General features: G+C 73.0%; 15 protein-coding genes and 1 tRNA gene. 8 read left to right on the top strand and 8 right to left on the bottom strand.

The features are described from left to right. Window positions 1-63 precede the first annotated feature (63 nt). The gene (locus Sdi02f_RS34660) at window positions 64-1,512 is read right to left on the bottom strand and encodes an RDD family protein (RefSeq protein ID WP_108934746.1); all 1,449 of its coding nucleotides are present in this window, start codon (window positions 1,510-1,512) and stop codon (window positions 64-66) included. A 233-nt stretch (window positions 1,513-1,745) separates the two neighbouring features. On the opposite strand from Sdi02f_RS34660, the gene Sdi02f_RS34655 reads away from it, so the two are divergent. Next, window positions 1,746-2,183, top strand: a complete 438-nt coding sequence (locus Sdi02f_RS34655) for an SsgA family sporulation/cell division regulator (protein WP_053637848.1) — start codon at window positions 1,746-1,748, stop codon at window positions 2,181-2,183. A gap of 13 nt (window positions 2,184-2,196) precedes the next feature. Here the strand turns inward: Sdi02f_RS34655 and Sdi02f_RS34650 are convergent, their stop codons facing one another. Continuing rightward, entirely contained in the window at window positions 2,197-3,621 is a 1,425-nt protein-coding gene (locus Sdi02f_RS34650; RefSeq protein WP_030402010.1) for an FAD-binding oxidoreductase, read from the bottom strand. A 179-nt stretch (window positions 3,622-3,800) separates the two neighbouring features. Between Sdi02f_RS34650 and Sdi02f_RS34645 the strand changes: the two genes are divergently transcribed. Further along, a complete protein-coding gene (locus Sdi02f_RS34645; protein WP_167458303.1) occupies window positions 3,801-5,204 on the top strand; it encodes a tetratricopeptide repeat protein in 1,404 nt (467 codons plus the stop codon). Between the two features lie 12 nt (window positions 5,205-5,216). Here the strand turns inward: Sdi02f_RS34645 and hppD are convergent, their stop codons facing one another. Further along, a complete protein-coding gene (gene hppD, locus Sdi02f_RS34640) occupies window positions 5,217-6,362 on the bottom strand; it encodes a 4-hydroxyphenylpyruvate dioxygenase (protein ID WP_030402012.1) in 1,146 nt (381 codons plus the stop codon). 126 nt (window positions 6,363-6,488) lie between these two features. Between hppD and Sdi02f_RS34635 the strand changes: the two genes are divergently transcribed. From Sdi02f_RS34635 to Sdi02f_RS34615, 5 genes are read left to right on the top strand one after another with little or no spacing between them, the layout of a single operon-like run. After that, window positions 6,489-6,980, top strand: a complete 492-nt coding sequence (locus Sdi02f_RS34635) for an Lrp/AsnC family transcriptional regulator (protein ID WP_030402013.1) — start codon at window positions 6,489-6,491, stop codon at window positions 6,978-6,980. 34 nt (window positions 6,981-7,014) lie between these two features. After that, window positions 7,015-7,662 carry an ABC transporter permease gene (locus Sdi02f_RS34630; RefSeq protein ID WP_108934745.1) on the top strand — a complete coding sequence of 216 codons (648 nt, stop codon included), beginning with the start codon at window positions 7,015-7,017 and terminating at the stop codon, window positions 7,660-7,662. Continuing rightward, entirely contained in the window at window positions 7,655-8,920 is a 1,266-nt protein-coding gene (locus tag Sdi02f_RS34625; protein ID WP_030402015.1) for a betaine/proline/choline family ABC transporter ATP-binding protein, read from the top strand. Before Sdi02f_RS34630 ends, Sdi02f_RS34625 begins: the two co-directional genes overlap by 8 nt. Further along, window positions 8,917-9,789 (top strand): ABC transporter permease, encoded by an 873-nt coding sequence (locus Sdi02f_RS34620; protein ID WP_030402016.1) that lies wholly within the window; start codon window positions 8,917-8,919, stop codon window positions 9,787-9,789. Before Sdi02f_RS34625 ends, Sdi02f_RS34620 begins: the two co-directional genes overlap by 4 nt. Continuing rightward, window positions 9,786-10,754 carry a glycine betaine ABC transporter substrate-binding protein gene (locus tag Sdi02f_RS34615; protein ID WP_030402017.1) on the top strand — a complete coding sequence of 323 codons (969 nt, stop codon included), beginning with the start codon at window positions 9,786-9,788 and terminating at the stop codon, window positions 10,752-10,754. The genes Sdi02f_RS34620 and Sdi02f_RS34615 overlap by 4 nt, the downstream gene beginning before the upstream one ends. 51 nt (window positions 10,755-10,805) lie before the next feature. Here the strand turns inward: Sdi02f_RS34615 and Sdi02f_RS34610 are convergent, their stop codons facing one another. The 4 genes from Sdi02f_RS34610 to Sdi02f_RS34595 all read right to left on the bottom strand — a co-directional run bounded on the left by Sdi02f_RS34610 (window position 10,806) and on the right by Sdi02f_RS34595 (window position 16,058). After that, window positions 10,806-11,585 carry a YlbL family protein gene (locus tag Sdi02f_RS34610; protein ID WP_053662462.1) on the bottom strand — a complete coding sequence of 260 codons (780 nt, stop codon included), beginning with the start codon at window positions 11,583-11,585 and terminating at the stop codon, window positions 10,806-10,808. 59 nt (window positions 11,586-11,644) lie between these two features. Next, window positions 11,645-12,304, bottom strand: a complete 660-nt coding sequence (locus Sdi02f_RS34605) for an IclR family transcriptional regulator (RefSeq protein WP_030402019.1) — start codon at window positions 12,302-12,304, stop codon at window positions 11,645-11,647. 334 nt (window positions 12,305-12,638) lie between these two features. Then, window positions 12,639-14,435 carry a DEAD/DEAH box helicase gene (locus Sdi02f_RS34600; RefSeq protein WP_030402020.1) on the bottom strand — a complete coding sequence of 599 codons (1,797 nt, stop codon included), beginning with the start codon at window positions 14,433-14,435 and terminating at the stop codon, window positions 12,639-12,641. Between the two features lie 144 nt (window positions 14,436-14,579). Then, entirely contained in the window at window positions 14,580-16,058 is a 1,479-nt protein-coding gene (locus tag Sdi02f_RS34595) for an MFS transporter (protein WP_030402021.1), read from the bottom strand. A 220-nt stretch (window positions 16,059-16,278) separates the two neighbouring features. On the opposite strand from Sdi02f_RS34595, the gene Sdi02f_RS34590 reads away from it, so the two are divergent. After that, window positions 16,279-16,353 (top strand) — tRNA-Cys (locus Sdi02f_RS34590). Here the strand turns inward: Sdi02f_RS34590 and Sdi02f_RS34585 are convergent. Further along, on the bottom strand, window positions 16,322-16,981 hold the full coding sequence (locus tag Sdi02f_RS34585; protein ID WP_078869468.1) for an SUKH-4 family immunity protein: 660 nt from the start codon (window positions 16,979-16,981) through the stop codon (window positions 16,322-16,324). The genes Sdi02f_RS34590 and Sdi02f_RS34585 overlap by 32 nt on opposite strands. Window positions 16,982-17,044: the final 63 nt, after the last annotated feature.

The following is a 17,044-nucleotide window of genomic DNA, read 5'->3' as shown; positions in this document are numbered from 1 at the left end:
CACACACCCCACACACCCGCACCCGACCACGCGACGCACGCTCCCGTGCACCCGCCCGGCCGGCTAGCCCGCGACGAACGTGTTCGCGGCCTTGTCGTGCCAGCACTGGTGCCAAGGGCGGTCGAACAGGCACCACACGACGCCGACCACGCCGACGGCCAGGACGCCCGGGACGCTGTACACCAGCCACCGGCGCAGCGCCGCGCCGAAGGCCGGCGGCTCGTGCGCCTCGATGTCCCGCACCTCCAGGCCGAGCAGCTTCTTGCCCAGCGTGCGGCCCCACTTGGCGGTGGGCAGCGCCTCGTAGACGACGCCGAAGAGCAGCAGGACGGCGAGCACGATGCCCAGGTACGTGGAGGTCGTGCCGTCCAGCAGCCAGACCGTGACGGTCTCGCCGGAGAGCTTCGCCCGGTCGATCTTGTCGTGGACGTGGTCCGCGGCCTTCACGCCGAGCGGTACGGCGGCCACGGCGGTGACGCCCGCGAGGACGACCGTGTCGATCAGCCGGGCGGCCAGCCGCTTGCCGAGCCCGGCGGGACGGGCCGCCGCCTGTCGCCGGGCCGCGGCCTGGAACACGTCCTCGACCGGCGGCTTCCACGGGGCGACGGGCTGCTCCTCCCCCGCCCCGGCCAGCCGGTGCACCTGCTGCGCCCAGGACGTCTGGCCCCCGCCGGGGCCGCCCGCCGCGACCGGCGCGGCGGGGGCTGCGGGCGCTGCGGGCGCGGGCTGCGGCGGGGACGCCTGGTGCGGCACCGCGGGAGCCTGGGCCGCGGCGGCGCGGGCGGCGGCCGCCTTTCCGGCCCCGAAACCCGGGCCGGAACCCACCGCGGAACCGGAACCGGAACCGGAACCGGCCGCGGGCGCGGGACCCGCGGACTGCGGACCCGTGCGCGGGGTCACCGCGCGGAAGGTCATCGTGCCCTCGTCCTCCGCGGGTGCCTGGGCACCGCCCGGCGCCGGTGAGCCCTGGGCGTCCGCCGTGGGGCGCCGGAAGACGAACGTGCTGTCGGTCCGCGCCTCCGCAGCGGACGCGGGTGCGGGCGCGGACGCGGGTGCGGGCGCGGACGCGGGGGAAGAGGCGGGAGCGGCGGCGGAACCGGCGTCCCCGGCCGGCTGCCGGGTGTGCGGAACCCGTGGGTCCGCGCCCTGCGCCGGGCCCGGCCAGGCCGCCCGCCGGTCCGCGCCGTCGGCCGAGCCGGAGAGGCCGGAGGGACCGGAGCGGTCGGCGCCCCAGGACGCGGCGGACTCCGGACGGCTGCCGTGCTGGGACGCGGCGGCGGGCGGCGTGTCCTCGACCGGGTCCTCGTCGAAGAAGTGCGGTCCCGTCTCCTCGACGGAGGGCCGTGCGCCGGGCGGCGGCGCGAGCGGCTCGCCGTCCTTGGGGGCGGGCCGGCTCGTGCCCGCCACCCAGGAGGCGCCGTTCCAGTACCGGACGTATCCAGGAATGGAGGGGTCCGGGTAATACCCTTCGCGGGGCCTGTCGTCGCCGGGGGCCGGGGTTGGGGCACTCATGTCCGTCGTCCCGTATCTGCTCGGGGGTTGATAGGGGGCTCCAACATCTATCAGACGGGCGCAATCCGCACCGCCGGTCCCGCCGTACCCACCCCTTTCCGGGCAACCTCGTGCCCGGACCTTCACACCCGGACCGGGGTTCGGAAAAAAGTTCCGCGAACCCGCGTAATGCTCCGGCCTGCGGCCGCTCTCCCTGGGCAAGGACCCAACGAGACACGGGAGAGGAACCCGCCATGCACACCGACCCCACTGGTCACGCCCGCCCCGCCGTCGTGGAACGCGAGCTGGAGCTGCGGCTCATCCTGTCGCCCGAGCACGGCATCCCGGTGCCGGCCCGGCTCGCCTACCACACCGACGATCCCTACGCCGTCCACATCACCTTCCACATCGACTCCGGCCACCCGGTGCACTGGACGTTCGCCCGCGACCTGCTGGTGGAGGGCGTCTTCCGGCCGTCCGGGCACGGGGACGTGCGGGTGTGGCCGTCGAAGACGGACGGCCGCAGCGTCGTCCTGGTCGCGCTCAGCAGCCCGGACGGCGACGCCCTCCTGGAGGCGCCCACCCCGCAGGTGTCGGCCTGGCTGGAGCGGACCCTGCGGGCGGTGGCGCCGGGCACGGAGGGCGCGCGGCTGGGCATCGACGACGGGTTGGCGGAGTTGCTCGCCCGGTGAGGAGCGGAGGGGCTCAGAAGAGTTTGCCGGGGTTGAGGATGCCCAGCGGGTCGAAGACCTGTTTGACGGCCCGCTGCATCTCCAGCCCCACCGGACCGATCTCCCGCGCCAGCCACTCCTTCTTCAGGACGCCCACGCCGTGCTCGCCGGTGATGGTGCCGTCGAGTTCCAGTCCGAGGGCCATGATCTCGTCGAAGGACTCGCGCGCCCGCCGGGACTCGTCGGGGTCCAAGGCGTCGAAGCAGACCGTCGGGTGGGTGTTGCCGTCGCCCGCGTGGGCGCAGACGCCGATGGTCAGGCCGTACTTCGCGGCGATCCGGTCGACGCCCTCCAGCATCTCGCCCAGCCGGGAGCGGGGCACGCACACGTCGTCGATCATCGTGGTGCCCTTGACGGCTTCGAGGGCGGTGAGGGACAGGCGCCGGGCCTGGAGGAGGAGTTCGGACTCGGCGGCGTCCTCGGCGGGGACCACCTGGGTGGCGCCGGCGGCCTCGCACAGCGCGCCGACGGCGGCGAGGTCGGCGGCCGGGTCGGTGGTGTCGAAGGCGGCGAGGAGGAGGGCCTCGGTGGTCTCCGGCAGGCCCATGTGGGCGAGGTCGTTGACCGCCTTGACGGTCGTACGGTCCATCAGTTCGAGGAGGGAGGGGACGTGGCCCCCTTCCATGATCCGGCAGATCGCGTCGCAGGCGGCCGACGCGGAGGCGAACTCGGCGGCCAGCACCAGTTGCGCGGGCGGCTTGGGACGCAGCGCCAGGACGGCCCGTACGACGATGCCGAGGGAGCCCTCGGAGCCGACGAAGAGCCGGGTGAGGTCGTACCCGGCGACGCCCTTGGCGGTGCGTCGGCCGGTGGACATCAGGCGGCCGTCGGCGAGGACGACGTCGAGGCCGAGGACGTACTCGGCGGTCACCCCGTACTTGACGCAGCACAGCCCGCCGGAGGCGGTGCCGATGTTGCCGCCGATGGTGCACATCTCCCAACTGGAGGGGTCGGGAGGGTAGTAGAGGCCGTGTGCGTCGACCGCGCGGGAGAGCGTGGCGTTGACGACGCCCGGTTCGACGACGGCGACGCGGTCGACCGGGTTGATCTCCAGGATGCGGTCCATCTTCGTCAGGGAGAGAACCACGCAGCCGTCGGTGGCGTTGGCCGCGCCGGACAGGCCGGTGCGGGCGCCCTGCGGGACCACCGGCACGCGCAGCGCGGTGGCGGTGCGCATGACGTGCTGGACCTCCTCCACGGTGCGCGGCAGGACGACCACGGCGGGGGCGCCGGCCGGGCAGAAGCTGGCCATGTCGTGGGCGTAGGAGGCGGTGACGTCGGGGTCGGTGAGGACGGAACCGGCGGGCAGCCCGGCGCGCAGCCGGTCGACGAGCGTGCCGGTGACCGCTGCGGCTGCGTCGTCTTCGTCGCGAGGCGCTTCGATACGGCTCATGATCACAGGCTCGCATCCCACGGCCATCGGTGTGAACCCCGTGGACGGCACCCGTCGCCTGCCCGGTGTGATCGTCGTATTGGCGCACAGTGAGCGCCATGAACGGCACGAAGGCCATGGACACCACGGACGCCGCCGACGGCGCCGACGGCGGAGACGGCGGAGAGGGCGAGGACGCCGGGCGGATGCGGACCGGGGACGGACGACGGCCGCGCCGCGGGCGCCGCGTGCTGATCGCCTCCGTCGCCGCAGCCGCCGTGCTCGGCGGCGGGGCCCTGGTTCTCCTGGCGCCCTGGGACGGACGCGAGGCTCCCCCGCCCGCGCCGGGGCCCGCGGCGCTCGCCCGGGGCGCGGTCACCACGGGCGTGCCCGCCGCGCTGCCGGACCTGGCGGCGCTGATCGGCGACCGGGAGACCCATCTGCGGGCGCATCCGCGGGACGGGGTGTCGTGGGCGGTGCTCGGCGCGGCCTACGTCGAGCAGGGCCGCCGGACGGCGGACGCCGCGAACTGGCCGAAGGCCGAGCAGGCGCTGCGCACCTCGCTGAAGACGGGGCCCGGGCGCAATCCGCAGGCCCTGGAGGGGCTGGCGGCGCTGGCGGTCGCGCGCAGGGACTTCCCGGCGGCGAAGAAGTGGGGCGAGAGCGCGGTGAAGGCGGCGCCGAAGCGGTGGACGGCACACGCCGTGCTGGTCGACGCGTACACGGGGCTGGGCGACGGCAAGGGCGCGGGCCGGGCCCTGGACAAGGTGCTGGAGCTGCGCCCGGGCGCCCCGGCGGCCGGGGCGCTGGCGGCCGGCGTCTACTGGGACCGGGGCTGGCGGGAGGACGCGGCGGCACGGATCTCGGACGCGGCGGCCTCGGCCGGGACGCCGGCCGAACGGGCGGCCTACCTGGAGCAGGCCGGACGGCTGGCCTTCGAGCGCGGCGACCGGGAGGAGGCGCTGCGGTTCTTCCAGGAGGCGTTGCGCACCGACCCGGACCAGCGGGCCGCCCAGGCCGGGCAGGGCCGGGCGCTGGCGGCGCTGGGCCGCACCACGGAGGCGCTGTCGGCGTACCAGGCGGCGCTGGCCAAGCGGCCGAGTCCGCCGTACGCGATGGAGCTGGGCGAGCTGTACGAGTCGCTGGGCCTCGGACAGGCGGCGCGGGTGGAGTACGACCTGCTGCGGGAGCGGGCGCGGGACGCCGAGGAGGCCGGGGCCAACGAGGCGCTGACGCTGGGACGGCTGGAGGCGGACCACGGCGATCCGGCCGAGGCGGTGCGGCTGCTGCGGGTGGAGTGGGGGCGCCAGCCGGGGACCGCGGTCGCCGACGCGCTGGGCTGGGCGCTGCACCGCACCGGCGAGGACGAGGAGGCACTGGAGTTCGCGACGATCGCGACCGACGGCGACAAGGGCGGCGGCGTGCGCAGCGCGCTGCACGTGTTCCACCGGGGCGTGATCGAGCGGGCGCTGGAGCGCACCGGGCCCGCGCGGCGGCACCTGCGGGAGGCGCTGACCCTCAACCCGTACTTCTCCCCGCTGCGGGTGCCGGAGGCGAAGCGGCTGCTGGCGGAGCTGGGCGAGCCCCCGGTGGAGGGCCCGCCCGGCTAGCGCGCGTACGGGTCAGAGGTTGCCGCGCTTCTCCTGCTCGCGCTCGATCGCCTCGAACAGGGCCTTGAAGTTGCCCTTGCCGAAGCCCATCGAGCCGTGGCGCTCGATCATCTCGAAGAAGACGGTCGGGCGGTCCTGGACCGGCTTGGTGAAGATCTGCAGCAGGTAGCCGTCCTCGTCGCGGTCGACGAGGATCTTCAGCTCGCGCAGGACGTCGACGGGCACCCGGGTCTCGCCGGCCCACTCGCCGAGCGTGTCGTAGTACGAGTCGGGAGTGTCCAGGAACTCGACGCCGGCCGCCTTCATCGCGCGGACGGTCGCCACGATGTCGTTGGTGTTCAGCGCGATGTGCTGGACGCCGGCGCCGCCGTAGAACTCCAGGTACTCGTCGATCTGGGACTTCTTCTTGGCGACGGCGGGCTCGTTGATCGGGAACTTGACCTTGAGCGTGCCGTCCGCGACCACCTTGGACATCAGCGCGCTGTACTCGGTGGCGATGTCGTCGCCCACGAACTCCTTCATGTTCGTGAAGCCCATGACCTTGTTGTAGAAGCCGACCCACTCGTTCATGCGGCCGAGCTCGACGTTGCCGACACAGTGGTCCACGGCCTGGAAGACCCGCTTCTCGGGCGGGGCGACCATCGGCTTGGCGGCGACGAAGCCGGGCAGGTAGGGGCCGTCGTAGCCGGTGCGCTCGACGAGGGTGTGCCGGGTCTCGCCGTAGGTGGCGATGGCGGCGAGGACGACGGTGCCGTGCTCGTCCTTGACCTCGTGCGGCTCGGCGAGCGAACGGGCGCCGTGCTCGACGGCGTAGGCGTGGGCGGCGCGCGCGTCCGGGACCTCGATGGCGAGGTCGACGACGCCGTCGCCGTGCTCGGCCACGTGCTGGGCGAGGAAGCGGCCCCAGTCGGTGGCGGGCTTGATCACCGAGGTGAACACGAAGCGGGCGGAGCCGCTCTCCAGGACGTAGCTCGCGGTCTCCCGGCTGCCGTTCTCCGGTCCGGAGTACGCGACCAGCGTCATGCCGAAGGCGGTGGAGTAGTAGTGCGCGGCCTGCTTGGCGTTGCCCACGGCGAAGACGACCGCGTCCATTCCCTTGACCGGGAAGGGATCGGCCTGCCGGGCGGTGTCGGGAGTGTGGTGTGTGGTCTGCGTCATAGCCGCAGGTTCTCCCGCCTCCGCAAGGTGCGCAATAGTTTGCGTTTTCACTGGGCAACCTGACCAGTGGTACGCCGGTCGCGGCGGGCGATGTGTACAGGATGACCAGCCGGGAGGGTGAGGGGCGTGGCGGGCAGGGGAATCGACCGGCTGGACGGGCGGATCATCGCTCTGCTGGCGCGGGAGCCGCGGATCGGGGTGCTGGAGATGTCCCGGCGGCTGGGGGTGGCGCGCGGCACGGCGCAGGCGCGGCTGGACCGGCTTCAGTCGAACGGAGTCATCCGCGGTTTCGGTCCGGAGGTGGACCCCGCGGCCCTCGGCTACCCGGTGACCGCGTTCGCGACACTGGAGATCCGGCAGGGTCAAGGGGCCGACGTACGGGCGCACTTGACGTCGGTGCCGGAGGTCCTGGAGCTGCACACCACGACCGGTACCGGGGACATGCTGTGCCGTCTGGTGGCCCGCTCGAACGCCGATCTCCAGCGGGTGATCGACCGGGTTGTCGGTTTTGATGGCATCGTCCGGGCCGCCACGGCGATCGTCATGGAGAACCCGGTTCCGCTGCGGATCATCCCGCTGGTGGAGCAGGCGGCCCAGGACAGCGGCGGACACGACTGAGGCCGGGCCGGCCCCAACCCGGAGGTGAGGGGACGTGGACTTCTGGGAGTACCTGAGCGACCGCCACCAGCAGTTGCTCGCCGACGCCTCGCAGCACGCCAGCGCGGTCCTCCAGTGCATGGTGGCGGCGACCCTGCTCGGGGTCCTGATCGGCGTCGTCACCTACCGCAGCGAGTGGGCCGGGAACCTGGCGACCCTCTCCACGTCGACGATCCTCACCATCCCGTCGCTGGCCATGATCGGTCTGCTCATCCCGGTCCTGGGGCTCGGCGTGCCGCCGACGGTGACCGCGCTGACCCTGTACGGGCTGCTGCCGATCGTGCGCAACGCGATCGTGGGCCTGCGCGGGGTCGACCCGTCGCTGGTGGACGCGGCCAAGGGCATCGGGATGTCGCGCCCGGCACGGTTGTTGCGGGTGGAGCTGCCGCTGGCCTGGCCGCCGATCCTGACCGGCATCCGGGTCTCCACGCAGATGCTGATGGGGATCGCGGCGATCGCCGCCTTCGCCTCCGGACCGGGACTCGGCAACGAGATCTTCCGCGGGATCGCCTCACTGGGCAGCAAGAACGCGCTGAACCAGGTCCTCGCGGGGACGCTCGGGATCATCGTCCTGGCCCTGCTGTTCGACGCGGCGTACGTGCTGCTGGGACGGCTGACCATTTCGAGGGGGATCCGTGTCTGAGAACGACGAGGGCGCCGCGGCGCCGGACCACACCACCGGTGCGACCATCGAGCTGGAGTCCCTCACCAAGCTCTACCCGGGCAATCCGCAGCCCGCCGTCGAGAACGTGTCGATGGAGATCAAGGCCGGGGAGACGGTCATCTTCGTGGGCCCCTCGGGCTGCGGGAAGTCCACCACCCTGAAGATGATCAACCGGCTGATCGAGCCCAGCGGCGGACGCATCCGCATCAACGGCGAGGACGTCACCGACATCGACCCGGTGAAGCTGCGCCGCAAGGTCGGCTACGCGATCCAGTCCTCCGGTCTCTTCCCGCACATGACCGTCGCGCAGAACATCGCGCTGGTGCCGAAGATGATCGGCTGGTCCAAGTCCCGCATCCGCTCACGGGTGGAGGAGATGCTGGACCTGGTCGGGCTGGACGCCGGGGAGTTCCACGGCCGCTACCCGCGCCAGCTCTCCGGCGGCCAGCAGCAACGGGTGGGCGTGGCGCGGGCGCTGGCGGCCGATCCGCCGGTGCTGCTGATGGACGAGCCGTTCGGCGCGGTCGACCCGATCACCCGGGACCACCTCCAGGACGAGCTGATCCGGCTCCAGCGGGAGCTGCACAAGACGATCGTCTTCGTCACCCACGACTTCGACGAGGCGATCAAGATCGGCGACCGGATCGCGGTGCTGCGCGAACGCTCCCACATCGCGCAGTTCGACACCCCGGAGGCGATCCTCACCAACCCGGCGGACGACTTCGTCTCCGGCTTCGTGGGCGCGGGCGCGGCCCTCAAACGCCTGAACCTCACCCGGGTGCGGGACGTCGGCATCACCGACTACCCGACGGTGACCGTGGAGGACCCGCTCCAGCACATCTTCGACCGGCTGCGGGAGTCGGGCACCAACGAGATCCTGCTCCTGGACCGGCGCGGGCGCCCCTACAAGTGGCTGCGGCGCGGCGACCTGATGCGGGCCAAGGGCTCGCTGGCGCGGGCCGGGACGCTGGTCCACGACACGGTGACCCGGGACGCGACGCTGCGGGACGCGCTGGAGGCGGTGCTCACCGACAACGCGGGGCGGGTCGCGGTCACCGGGCGGCGCGGGGCGTACGAGGGCGTCGTGGACATGGAGACGCTGATGAACTCCGTGCACGAACTGCTGGAGGCCGACCGGCTCGACGCGCTGGAGCACCAGCACGACCTCGAGGAGATCCGGGCCGCGCAGACGCACACCGAGCAGGAGGGCTTCGGCGGGGTCGGAGGCCGCGCGTGAGCGGCACTCCCCGGCGCGTGCCCGGCCGCCGCCCGGCGGGCGAGCACGAGGTCAAGGGGCTCGCCTTCCGGGACGAGGGCGTGGACGAGGAGGAGGACGGCACTCCCCCGCCGGCCCCGGCGGCCGCCGCCCCCCGCGTGGGCTGGCGCAAGCTGACCTTCCTGCCCGTCGTCCTGATCGCCGTACTGCTGGCGACCTGGCTGTGGTACCGGCAGGCCGACCTGGACGCGCTCACCCGCAACGCCCTCGGCAACGGACAGGTCACCAAGGCGCTGTGGCAGCACGTGCAGCTGACGGTGATCTCCACCTTCTTCGTACTGATCATCGCGATCCCGCTGGGCATCCTGCTCACCCGCCGGATGTTCCGCAGGGCCACCCCGTTCGCGATGGCGTTCGCCAACATGGGCCAGGCGACGCCCGCGATCGGCCTGCTGGCGCTGCTGGTGATCTGGCTGGGCATCGGCCGCCGGGCCGCTCTGATCGGCATCATCATCTACGCCGTCCTGCCCGTGCTCTCCAACACCATCGCCGGCCTGAAGGCGAACGACCCGACGCTCCTGGAGGCGGCCCGCGGCATCGGCATGTCCTCGCTGGGCGTCCTCGCCCGGGTCGAACTCCCCCTGGCCGTCCCGCTGATCCTGGCCGGGGTGCGCACGGCGCTCGTCCTGAACGTCGGTACGGCGACGCTGGCGACCTTCGGCGGCGGCGGTGGCCTGGGCGTGCTGATCACCACCGGCATCACCAGCCAGCGGATGCCGGTGCTGGTGCTGGGCTCGATCCTCACCGTCGCGCTCGCCCTGCTGGTGGACTGGCTGGCCTCGCTGGCCGAACTGCTGCTGCGTCCGCGGGGACTGGAGGTGGGCACATGAGACGGCGTACCTGCTGGACGCTGGCCGCGGCGCTGCTCACGGCCTCGGCCGGGTGCGGTCTGACCAGCGGCTCCCCCATGGTCGACAACGTGAAGCCCGGCACCATCGGCAAGGGGGAGCCGTTGAAGGGCGCCAGTCTGACGGTCACCTCCAAGGAGTTCACCGAGCAGTTGGTCCTCGGCGCGATCATGGGCATCGCCTTCGAGGCGGCCGGTGCGGAGGTGCTCGACCGCACCGGCATCCAGGGCTCGGTCGGCACCCGCGCGGCGGTGGAGAACGGCGACGCCGACGCCACGTACGAGTACACGGGCACCGCGTGGATCACGTACCTGGGGAACAGCAGGCCGATCCCCAATCCCGAGCAGCAGTGGGAGGCGGTGAAGAAGGCCGACGCGAAGAAGGGGCTGACGTGGCTGCCGCCGGCCCGGCTGAACAACACGTACGCGCTGGCGATGAACCAGGCCAACTACAAGAAGTACCGGACGAAGAACCTGTCGCAGGTGGCGGAGCTGGCGAAGTCCGACCCCGGCGCGGTGACGCTGTGCGTGGAGGGCGAGTTCGCCAACCGCGCGGACGGCCTGCCGGGTCTGGAGAAGGCGTACGGCATGTCGCTGCCCGCCGGGAACATCACGCAGATGGACACCGGCATCATCTACACCCAGACCGCGAAGGGCGCCTGTACGTACGGCGAGGTGTACACCACCGACGGGCGGATCAAGTCCATGAACCTGGTCGTGATGGAGGACGACAGGAAGTTCTTCCCGAACTACAACGCGGCGCCCATGGTCCGCACGGCCACCCTGAAGAAGTGGCCGGCGATCGCGTCCGTCCTCGACCCGGTCACCAAGGCGCTGACCAACGACGTCGCGCGGACCCTGAACGCGAAGGTCGACGTCGACGGCGAGGACCCGCACCAGGTGGCGCTGGACTGGATGAAGGAGAAGGGCTTCGTGAAGGAGGGGTGAGGCGTCCCGCAAGGAGGCGTCCCGCAAGGAGGGTCGAGGGGGCCCGCGCTCTCAGCAGGCGGGGACGCTCCCCTTGCCGCTCTCCAGCGCCTTCAGCGAGTCCACCGCGCCCTTGAGCGTCGTCACCGGGATCAGCCGGAGCCCCTTCGGCAGCTCGGCCTGCGCGTCCGAGCACTCCGCCTTCGGCACCAGGAAGACGGTGGCCCCGTCCCGCCGGGCGGCCTGCGTCTTCAGCGGCACCCCGCCGACGGCGCCGACCCTGCCGTCGTCGGTGATGGTCCCGGTCCCGGCGACGATCTTGCCCCCGGTGAGATCCCCGGCACCGAGCTTGTCGACGATGCCGAGCGAGAACAGCAGCCCGGCGCTGGGCCCGCCGACGTCCTTCAGCCGGAGCTTCACGTCGACGCCGTCCCCGTCCATCCCGAGGTACCCGAGCGCCGCCGCGGTAGCCGAGTCCTGCGACTCCTTCATCTGCCGCTGGTTGTACTTCTCGATCTCTCTCACGTTGTTGCCGCTCGGGTAGACGGCGTCCCGCGGCATCACGGCCCGGTCGGTGTCGAACCAGCTGCTCAGCACGTCCCCGAGACGAACGCTCGCGTCCGGCCCGGTCGCCTCGATCGTCGTCATCCGCAACTGCCCGCTGGTCCCGTGCGTCGGCGCACCGCTGATCGTGATCACCTCGGCGCCCCGGTTCTCGCCCAGCACGTCGGCCGTCAGCCCCGGCCGCGCCACGGAGAACGGCAGCGGCGCGAACACGGCGGTCGCGAGCAGCGCCACGACGGGCAGCCCGCAGACGGCGAGGAACTGGGGACGCGTGAGACGAGAGAGCACGGAGTCAATCTAACGCGGCGTGCCTCCCGGGGCTCCGACGGGCGGTCACGACCGCCGCCTCACCGCAGCGCTTCCGCCACTTCCCGCGCCGCGTGCATCACGCGTTCGCCGACGCGCTCCGGGACCACGTCGGCCAGCATGACCACGCCGACGCTGCCCTCGACGCCCGTGACGCCGAGCAGGGGGGCCGCCGCGCCGCAGGCGCCCGCCTCCAGTTCGCCGTGGGTGAGGGTGTAGCCGGGGGTCTCCGCGTCCTCCCCGGTGGGCCGGGGCGGCCTGCGGGCGGCCAGGATCGCCTTGCCCGCGGCGCCGCGCTCCAGGGGATGGCGGAAGCCCGCGCGGTAGGCGACGTGGTAGTCGGTCCAGGTCGGCTCGACGACGGCCACGGCCAGGGCCTCGGCGCCGTCCACCAGGGTCAGGTGGGCCGTCGCCCCTATGTCCTCGGCCAGCGCCCGCAGGGCCGGCATCGCCGCCTCGCGGACCAGGGGGTGCACCTGGCGGCCCAGGCCCAGGACGCCGAGGCCGACGCGGGCCCGGCCGCCCAGGTCACGGCGTACGAGTGCGTGCTGCTCCAGCGTGGCGAGCAACCGGTACACGACGGTCCGGTTGACGCCCAGTTTGTGGGACAGCTCGGTGACGGTCAGCCCGTGGTCCGTATCGGCCAGCAGTTTGAGGACCCGCAGTCCCCGGTCGAGCGTCTGGGAGGTCTCCGCGGTCACGACGCCCACTCCTTAGTGGTGAGGTCGGCGGCTCTCCTCGCGGATGTGCGTCGCCGAGTCCCGTCAGCGACGCGCTTGAGAGGCCGCCGATCGGCTGACGGCCCGGCGTTGTCGCGGGCCCAGTCGCTTCACGGCTGCGCTCCGCGGCGGCGCTGCCACGGGGCGTGTGCGTAGCGGGACAGTAACGACCAGGTCCGCTCAGCGGAAGGCTCCGTCCAGAATCCGGGCGCCAACCGTTATCGACTGCCGGTTTTTGTCCCCATACGTACGGCGCGCGTCCGTAGGGCACCGGCCCGTGCGGCACACGCCCGTACGGCACACGCCCGCGGCGCCGTCACTTCATGCGCGTCGCCCACTCCTGCACCTTGGCGATGCGCTGGCGCAGTTGGCCGCCGGTCGCCTCGGCGCTGGGCGGGCCGCCGCACACGCGGCGCAGTTCGGTGTGGATGACGCCGTGCGGCTTGCCGCTCTGGTGGACGTAGGCGCCGACCATGGTGTTGAGCTGCTTGCGCAGCTCCATCAGCTCCTTGTGGGAGACCACCGGGCGGCGGTCGGCGGGCAGTTCGAGCAGGTCGGCCTCCGCGTCGGGCTTCTTGCGGCTGTGCGCGATCTGCCGGGCCTGCCGCTTCTGGAGCAGCAACTGCACCTGGTCGGGCTCCAGCAGGCCCGGGATGCCGAGGTAGTCCTGCTCCTCCTCGCTGCCGGGGTGGGCCTGCATGCCGAACTCGGCGCCGTTGTACATCACCCGGTCGAAGGTGGCCTCGGACTCCAGCGCCTCGAAGGCGAACTGCTCCTGCTCGCCGGTGTCCTCGTCCTGCTCCCGGTTCGCCTCGTCCATCTCCTTCTCGGACTCGGCGTAGGGGTCCTCCTCGCCCTCCTTCTTGGGCTTGTCCAGGACGTGGTCCCGCTCGCGCTCCATCTCGTTGGCGAAGGTGAGCAGGTCGGGCACGGTGGGGAGGAAGACGGAGGCGGTCTCGCCGCGCCGCCGGGACCGGACGAAGCGGCCGACGGCCTGGGCGAAGAAGAGGGGGGTGGAGATGGTGGTCGCGTAGACGCCGACCGCGAGGCGGGGGACGTCGACGCCCTCGGACACCATGCGGACGGCGACCATCCAGCGGTCGGTGCCCTGGCTGAAGGTGTCGATGTTCTTCGAGGCGCCCGCGTCGTCGGACAGCACGACGGTGGCCCGGTCGCCGGTGATCTCGCGGATCAGCTTGGCGTAGGCGCGGGCCGAGTCCTGGTCGGCGGCGATGACGAGGGCTCCGGCGTCCGGGATGGCCTTCCTGACCTCGGTCAGCCGCTGGTCGGCGGCGCGCAGCACGGCCGGCATCCACTCGCCGCGCGGGTCGAGCGCGGTGCGCCAGGCCTGGCTGACGGCGTCCTTGGTCATCGGCTCGCCGAGCCGCGCGGCGATCTCGTCGCCCGCCTTGGTGCGCCAGCGCATGTTGCCGCTGTAGCTCATGAAGATGACGGGGCGCACGACGCCGTCGGCGAGCGCGGAGCCGTAGCCGTAGGTGTAGTCGGCGGCGGAACGGCGGATGCCGTCGTTGCCCTCCTCGTACGCCACGAAGGGGATCGGGTTGGTGTCCGAGCGGAAGGGCGTGCCGGTGAGCGCGAGGCGGCGGGTGGCCGGCTCGAACGCCTCCAGGCAGGCCTCGCCCCAGGACTTGGAGTCGCCGGCGTGGTGGATCTCGTCGAGGATGACGAGGGTCTTGCGCTGCTCGACGCGGTTGCGGTGCAGCATGGGGCGGACGCCGACGCCCGCGTAGGTGATGGCGATGCCCTGGTACTCGCGGCTGAGCGGGCCGGCGCTGTACTCGGGGTCCAGCTTGATCCCTATCCGCGCGGCGGCCTCGGCCCACTGCTTCTTCAGGTGCTCGGTCGGGGCGACGACGGTCACCTGCTGCACGACGTGGTGGTGCAGCAGCCACGACGCCAGCGTCAGCGCGAAGGTCGTCTTTCCGGCGCCGGGGGTGGCGACCGCCAGGAAGTCCCGGGGCTGGTCCTGGAGGTACTTCTCCATCGCCCCCTGCTGCCAGGCCCGCAGCTTGCCGGCGGTGCCCCAGGGGGCACGGCCGGGGAAGGCCGGGGACAGGTGGTGCGAGGTGCTGGAGCTGGCGGTGGTAGTCACGGTCTCCGAAGGGGGTAGAACGGCTCGGCCACGTATGACAACCGGGCCACCCTACCGGCGGGCCGAGGCGATCGACGCGCGCACCGGGGCGGGTCACCCCCGGGTGGGACGGACGTCACAGCCGTCCCGTCCGTCCGCCGCGGCTCACCGCTCGCGCAGCCGCGTCGCCACCCACGCCCCCACCAGCGCCACCGCCGCCATCGGCAGGAACACCGCCGCGAAGGCCGCCGGGTGGGAGCCGGTGGCCGCGTCGGCCCCGGTGGCCGCGTGGGTCACCGTGCCGCCGCCGAGGGCGGCGAAGGCGGCTCCTCCGGCCGCCAGCAGGACGACGTTGGAGAGGCCGTCGGATATCTGGAGGGCGGCGGAGTTGGCGCCGGCCTCCTCGGGGGCGGAGAGCTTGAGCAGGAGCACGCTGGTGGAGGAGATCACCAGGCCCATGCCGAAGCAGCCGAAGCCCCAGGCGACGGCCACCGTCCAGGCCGGTACGGCGTCGATCAGCACGCTGGGCGCGGTGGCGACGGCCGCCGCGACCAGGAGCATGCCGAGGCTCATCAGGCGCTCCCGGTGCGGTTCCAGGCGCGGCCGGGACTGCAGCCAGGACCCCCCGGCCCAGGTCGCGCCGCCCGCCGCGAGGGAGAGTCCGGCCAGGGTCGGGCTGAGCCCCCGCTGCGTGACCAGCATCAGCGGGACGAAGGACTCGGCGGCGATGAAGGACCCGGCGGCCACCCCGCGCAGCAGCACCACGGACGGCAGCCCGCGCGCCGCCCGGTAGGTGCCCCGCGGCAGCAGCCCGAGGACGGCGGGCACGAGCAGCGCCACCCCCGCGGCGCCCGGCAGCAGCGACACCCACCGCAGGTCCTGGGCGGCGTACTGGAGCAGGCCCGCGCCCAGCGAGATGGCCAGGGCGAGGCGGATGCGACGGCGGTCGAAGGAGGCCGGCGCCTCCCCCGCCCCGACGGGACCCGCCGCGCGGCTGCGTATCTGCGGCAGCGCGAGGGCGAGCGGGACGACGACCAGCACCGGGATGCCGAGGAACACCCAGCGCCAGCCGAGGTGCTCGGTCACCGCGCCGGAGGCCAGCGGCCCGACGACGGACGGGACGACCCAGCCCGCCGCGAACGCCGCCATGATCGCGGGCCGCAGCCGCTCCGGGTAGGCCCGCCCGACGACGACGTACAGCGCGACGATCACGAGCCCGCCGCCGAGGCCCTGCACGGCCCGCCCGAGGATGAACGGCCACATCGCCCCGGCCGTCCCGGAGAGCACCAGCCCGGCCGCGAAGGCGGCGATGCCGGTCGTGAGCGGGGCCAGCGGCCCGCGCCGGTCCGACCACTGACCGGACAGCACCATCCCGAACAGGCTTGTCGTGAAGTACCCCGAGAACGCGAACGCGTACAGCGACACCCCGTCCAGCTCCCGCGCCGCCACCGGCATCGCGGTGCCGACGGCCGTCGCCTCGAAGGCGATCAGCACGATGACGGAGACGATGCCGATGCTCAGCGCCCGGTAGGCACGGCTCAGCACGGTCTCGGCGGGGACGGCGGCAGCGGTGGCCTCACCGGCAGGGGCGAAGGGCTCGACGGGGACCGTGACATCGGTGTCACGGGGCTCAGGGACGGTCATGGTCGCCAGGGTAAGGGCCACAACCCCCGATGGCCCCTGTCGGGAGACGGTACGGGACCGGGACCTTGGTCGTACGACCCTCCGGCCGCGACCGGCGCGCGGCCGATCCGGCCGTGCACCGCTTCATGAACGGCGTATGGCAGTCGTGTTGCGGCCCGTCCGGATCCCTTGAGCGCCTCACCCGCTCCGTCCTACCGTCGGACCACCGAGTCACAGACCCGGCCGTGTGCCCGAGTGGTTGAGGGGCTCGCCTGCAAAGCGAGTTACGCGGGTTCGATCCCCGCCACGGCCTCCAGCAGCGCCGCGCGGCGCAGTGCCCAGAGGGTGAGGGCCAGGGCGGAGATGTCCGCCACCAGGGGGTGGAGGGTGCCGTCGGGGGTTCTCCACGTCAGGACCGCGCCCGTCGTGCCGTCGAGGACGACGTGGGCGCCGTCCGCGAGCCGGCCCAGGCGTACGAGGTGGGCCGCGGCGGGCGGGAGCGGGTGGTCCGGGTGGTCGTCGCAGTACTCCGCGAGCGTCGGCAGGGGCAGGTCGTCCCCGTCGCGGCGGAAGGGGTGGGCGTCCTCGGGCAGGCCCGTGTCGCGCAGGAAGCGGCGGGTGGGCTCGTGGGTGAGGGTCGCCGGGAAGTCGATGTCCTCGAAGCGCGTCACCCGGTGACGGCCGAACTCGCGGTCCAGGAAGCGGGCCGGCAGCGGCTGGGCGGCGCCCGGCTCCGTGCGGTGGCCCACCGTCAGGAGCAGGCAGCTCATCAGTGCCGACGTGTTCCACAGGGAGGGCCGGTCGCAGCCCGCCGGGGCCCGCCGGGAGGCGCCGCGGGTCCAGGACGGGTCCTCCACGGAGGTCGCCAGGCGGACCCGGGTGAGGAGCGAGGGGACCGCCGCGGTGCCCCGCATGATCGTCGTACCGCTGGTGACCGCGTGCATCGTCTCCCCCGGGAATGTGTGGCCGTTCGCACTCCTTCGGAGACTACGCGCCACCACTGACAA

This window comes from Streptomyces ardesiacus (genome assembly GCF_003112575.1).
Classification (GTDB): domain Bacteria; phylum Actinomycetota; class Actinomycetes; order Streptomycetales; family Streptomycetaceae; genus Streptomyces; species Streptomyces ardesiacus.
Note: the sequence above shows the minus strand (reverse complement) of the source record. Positions and strands in the feature narration are given on the sequence as shown.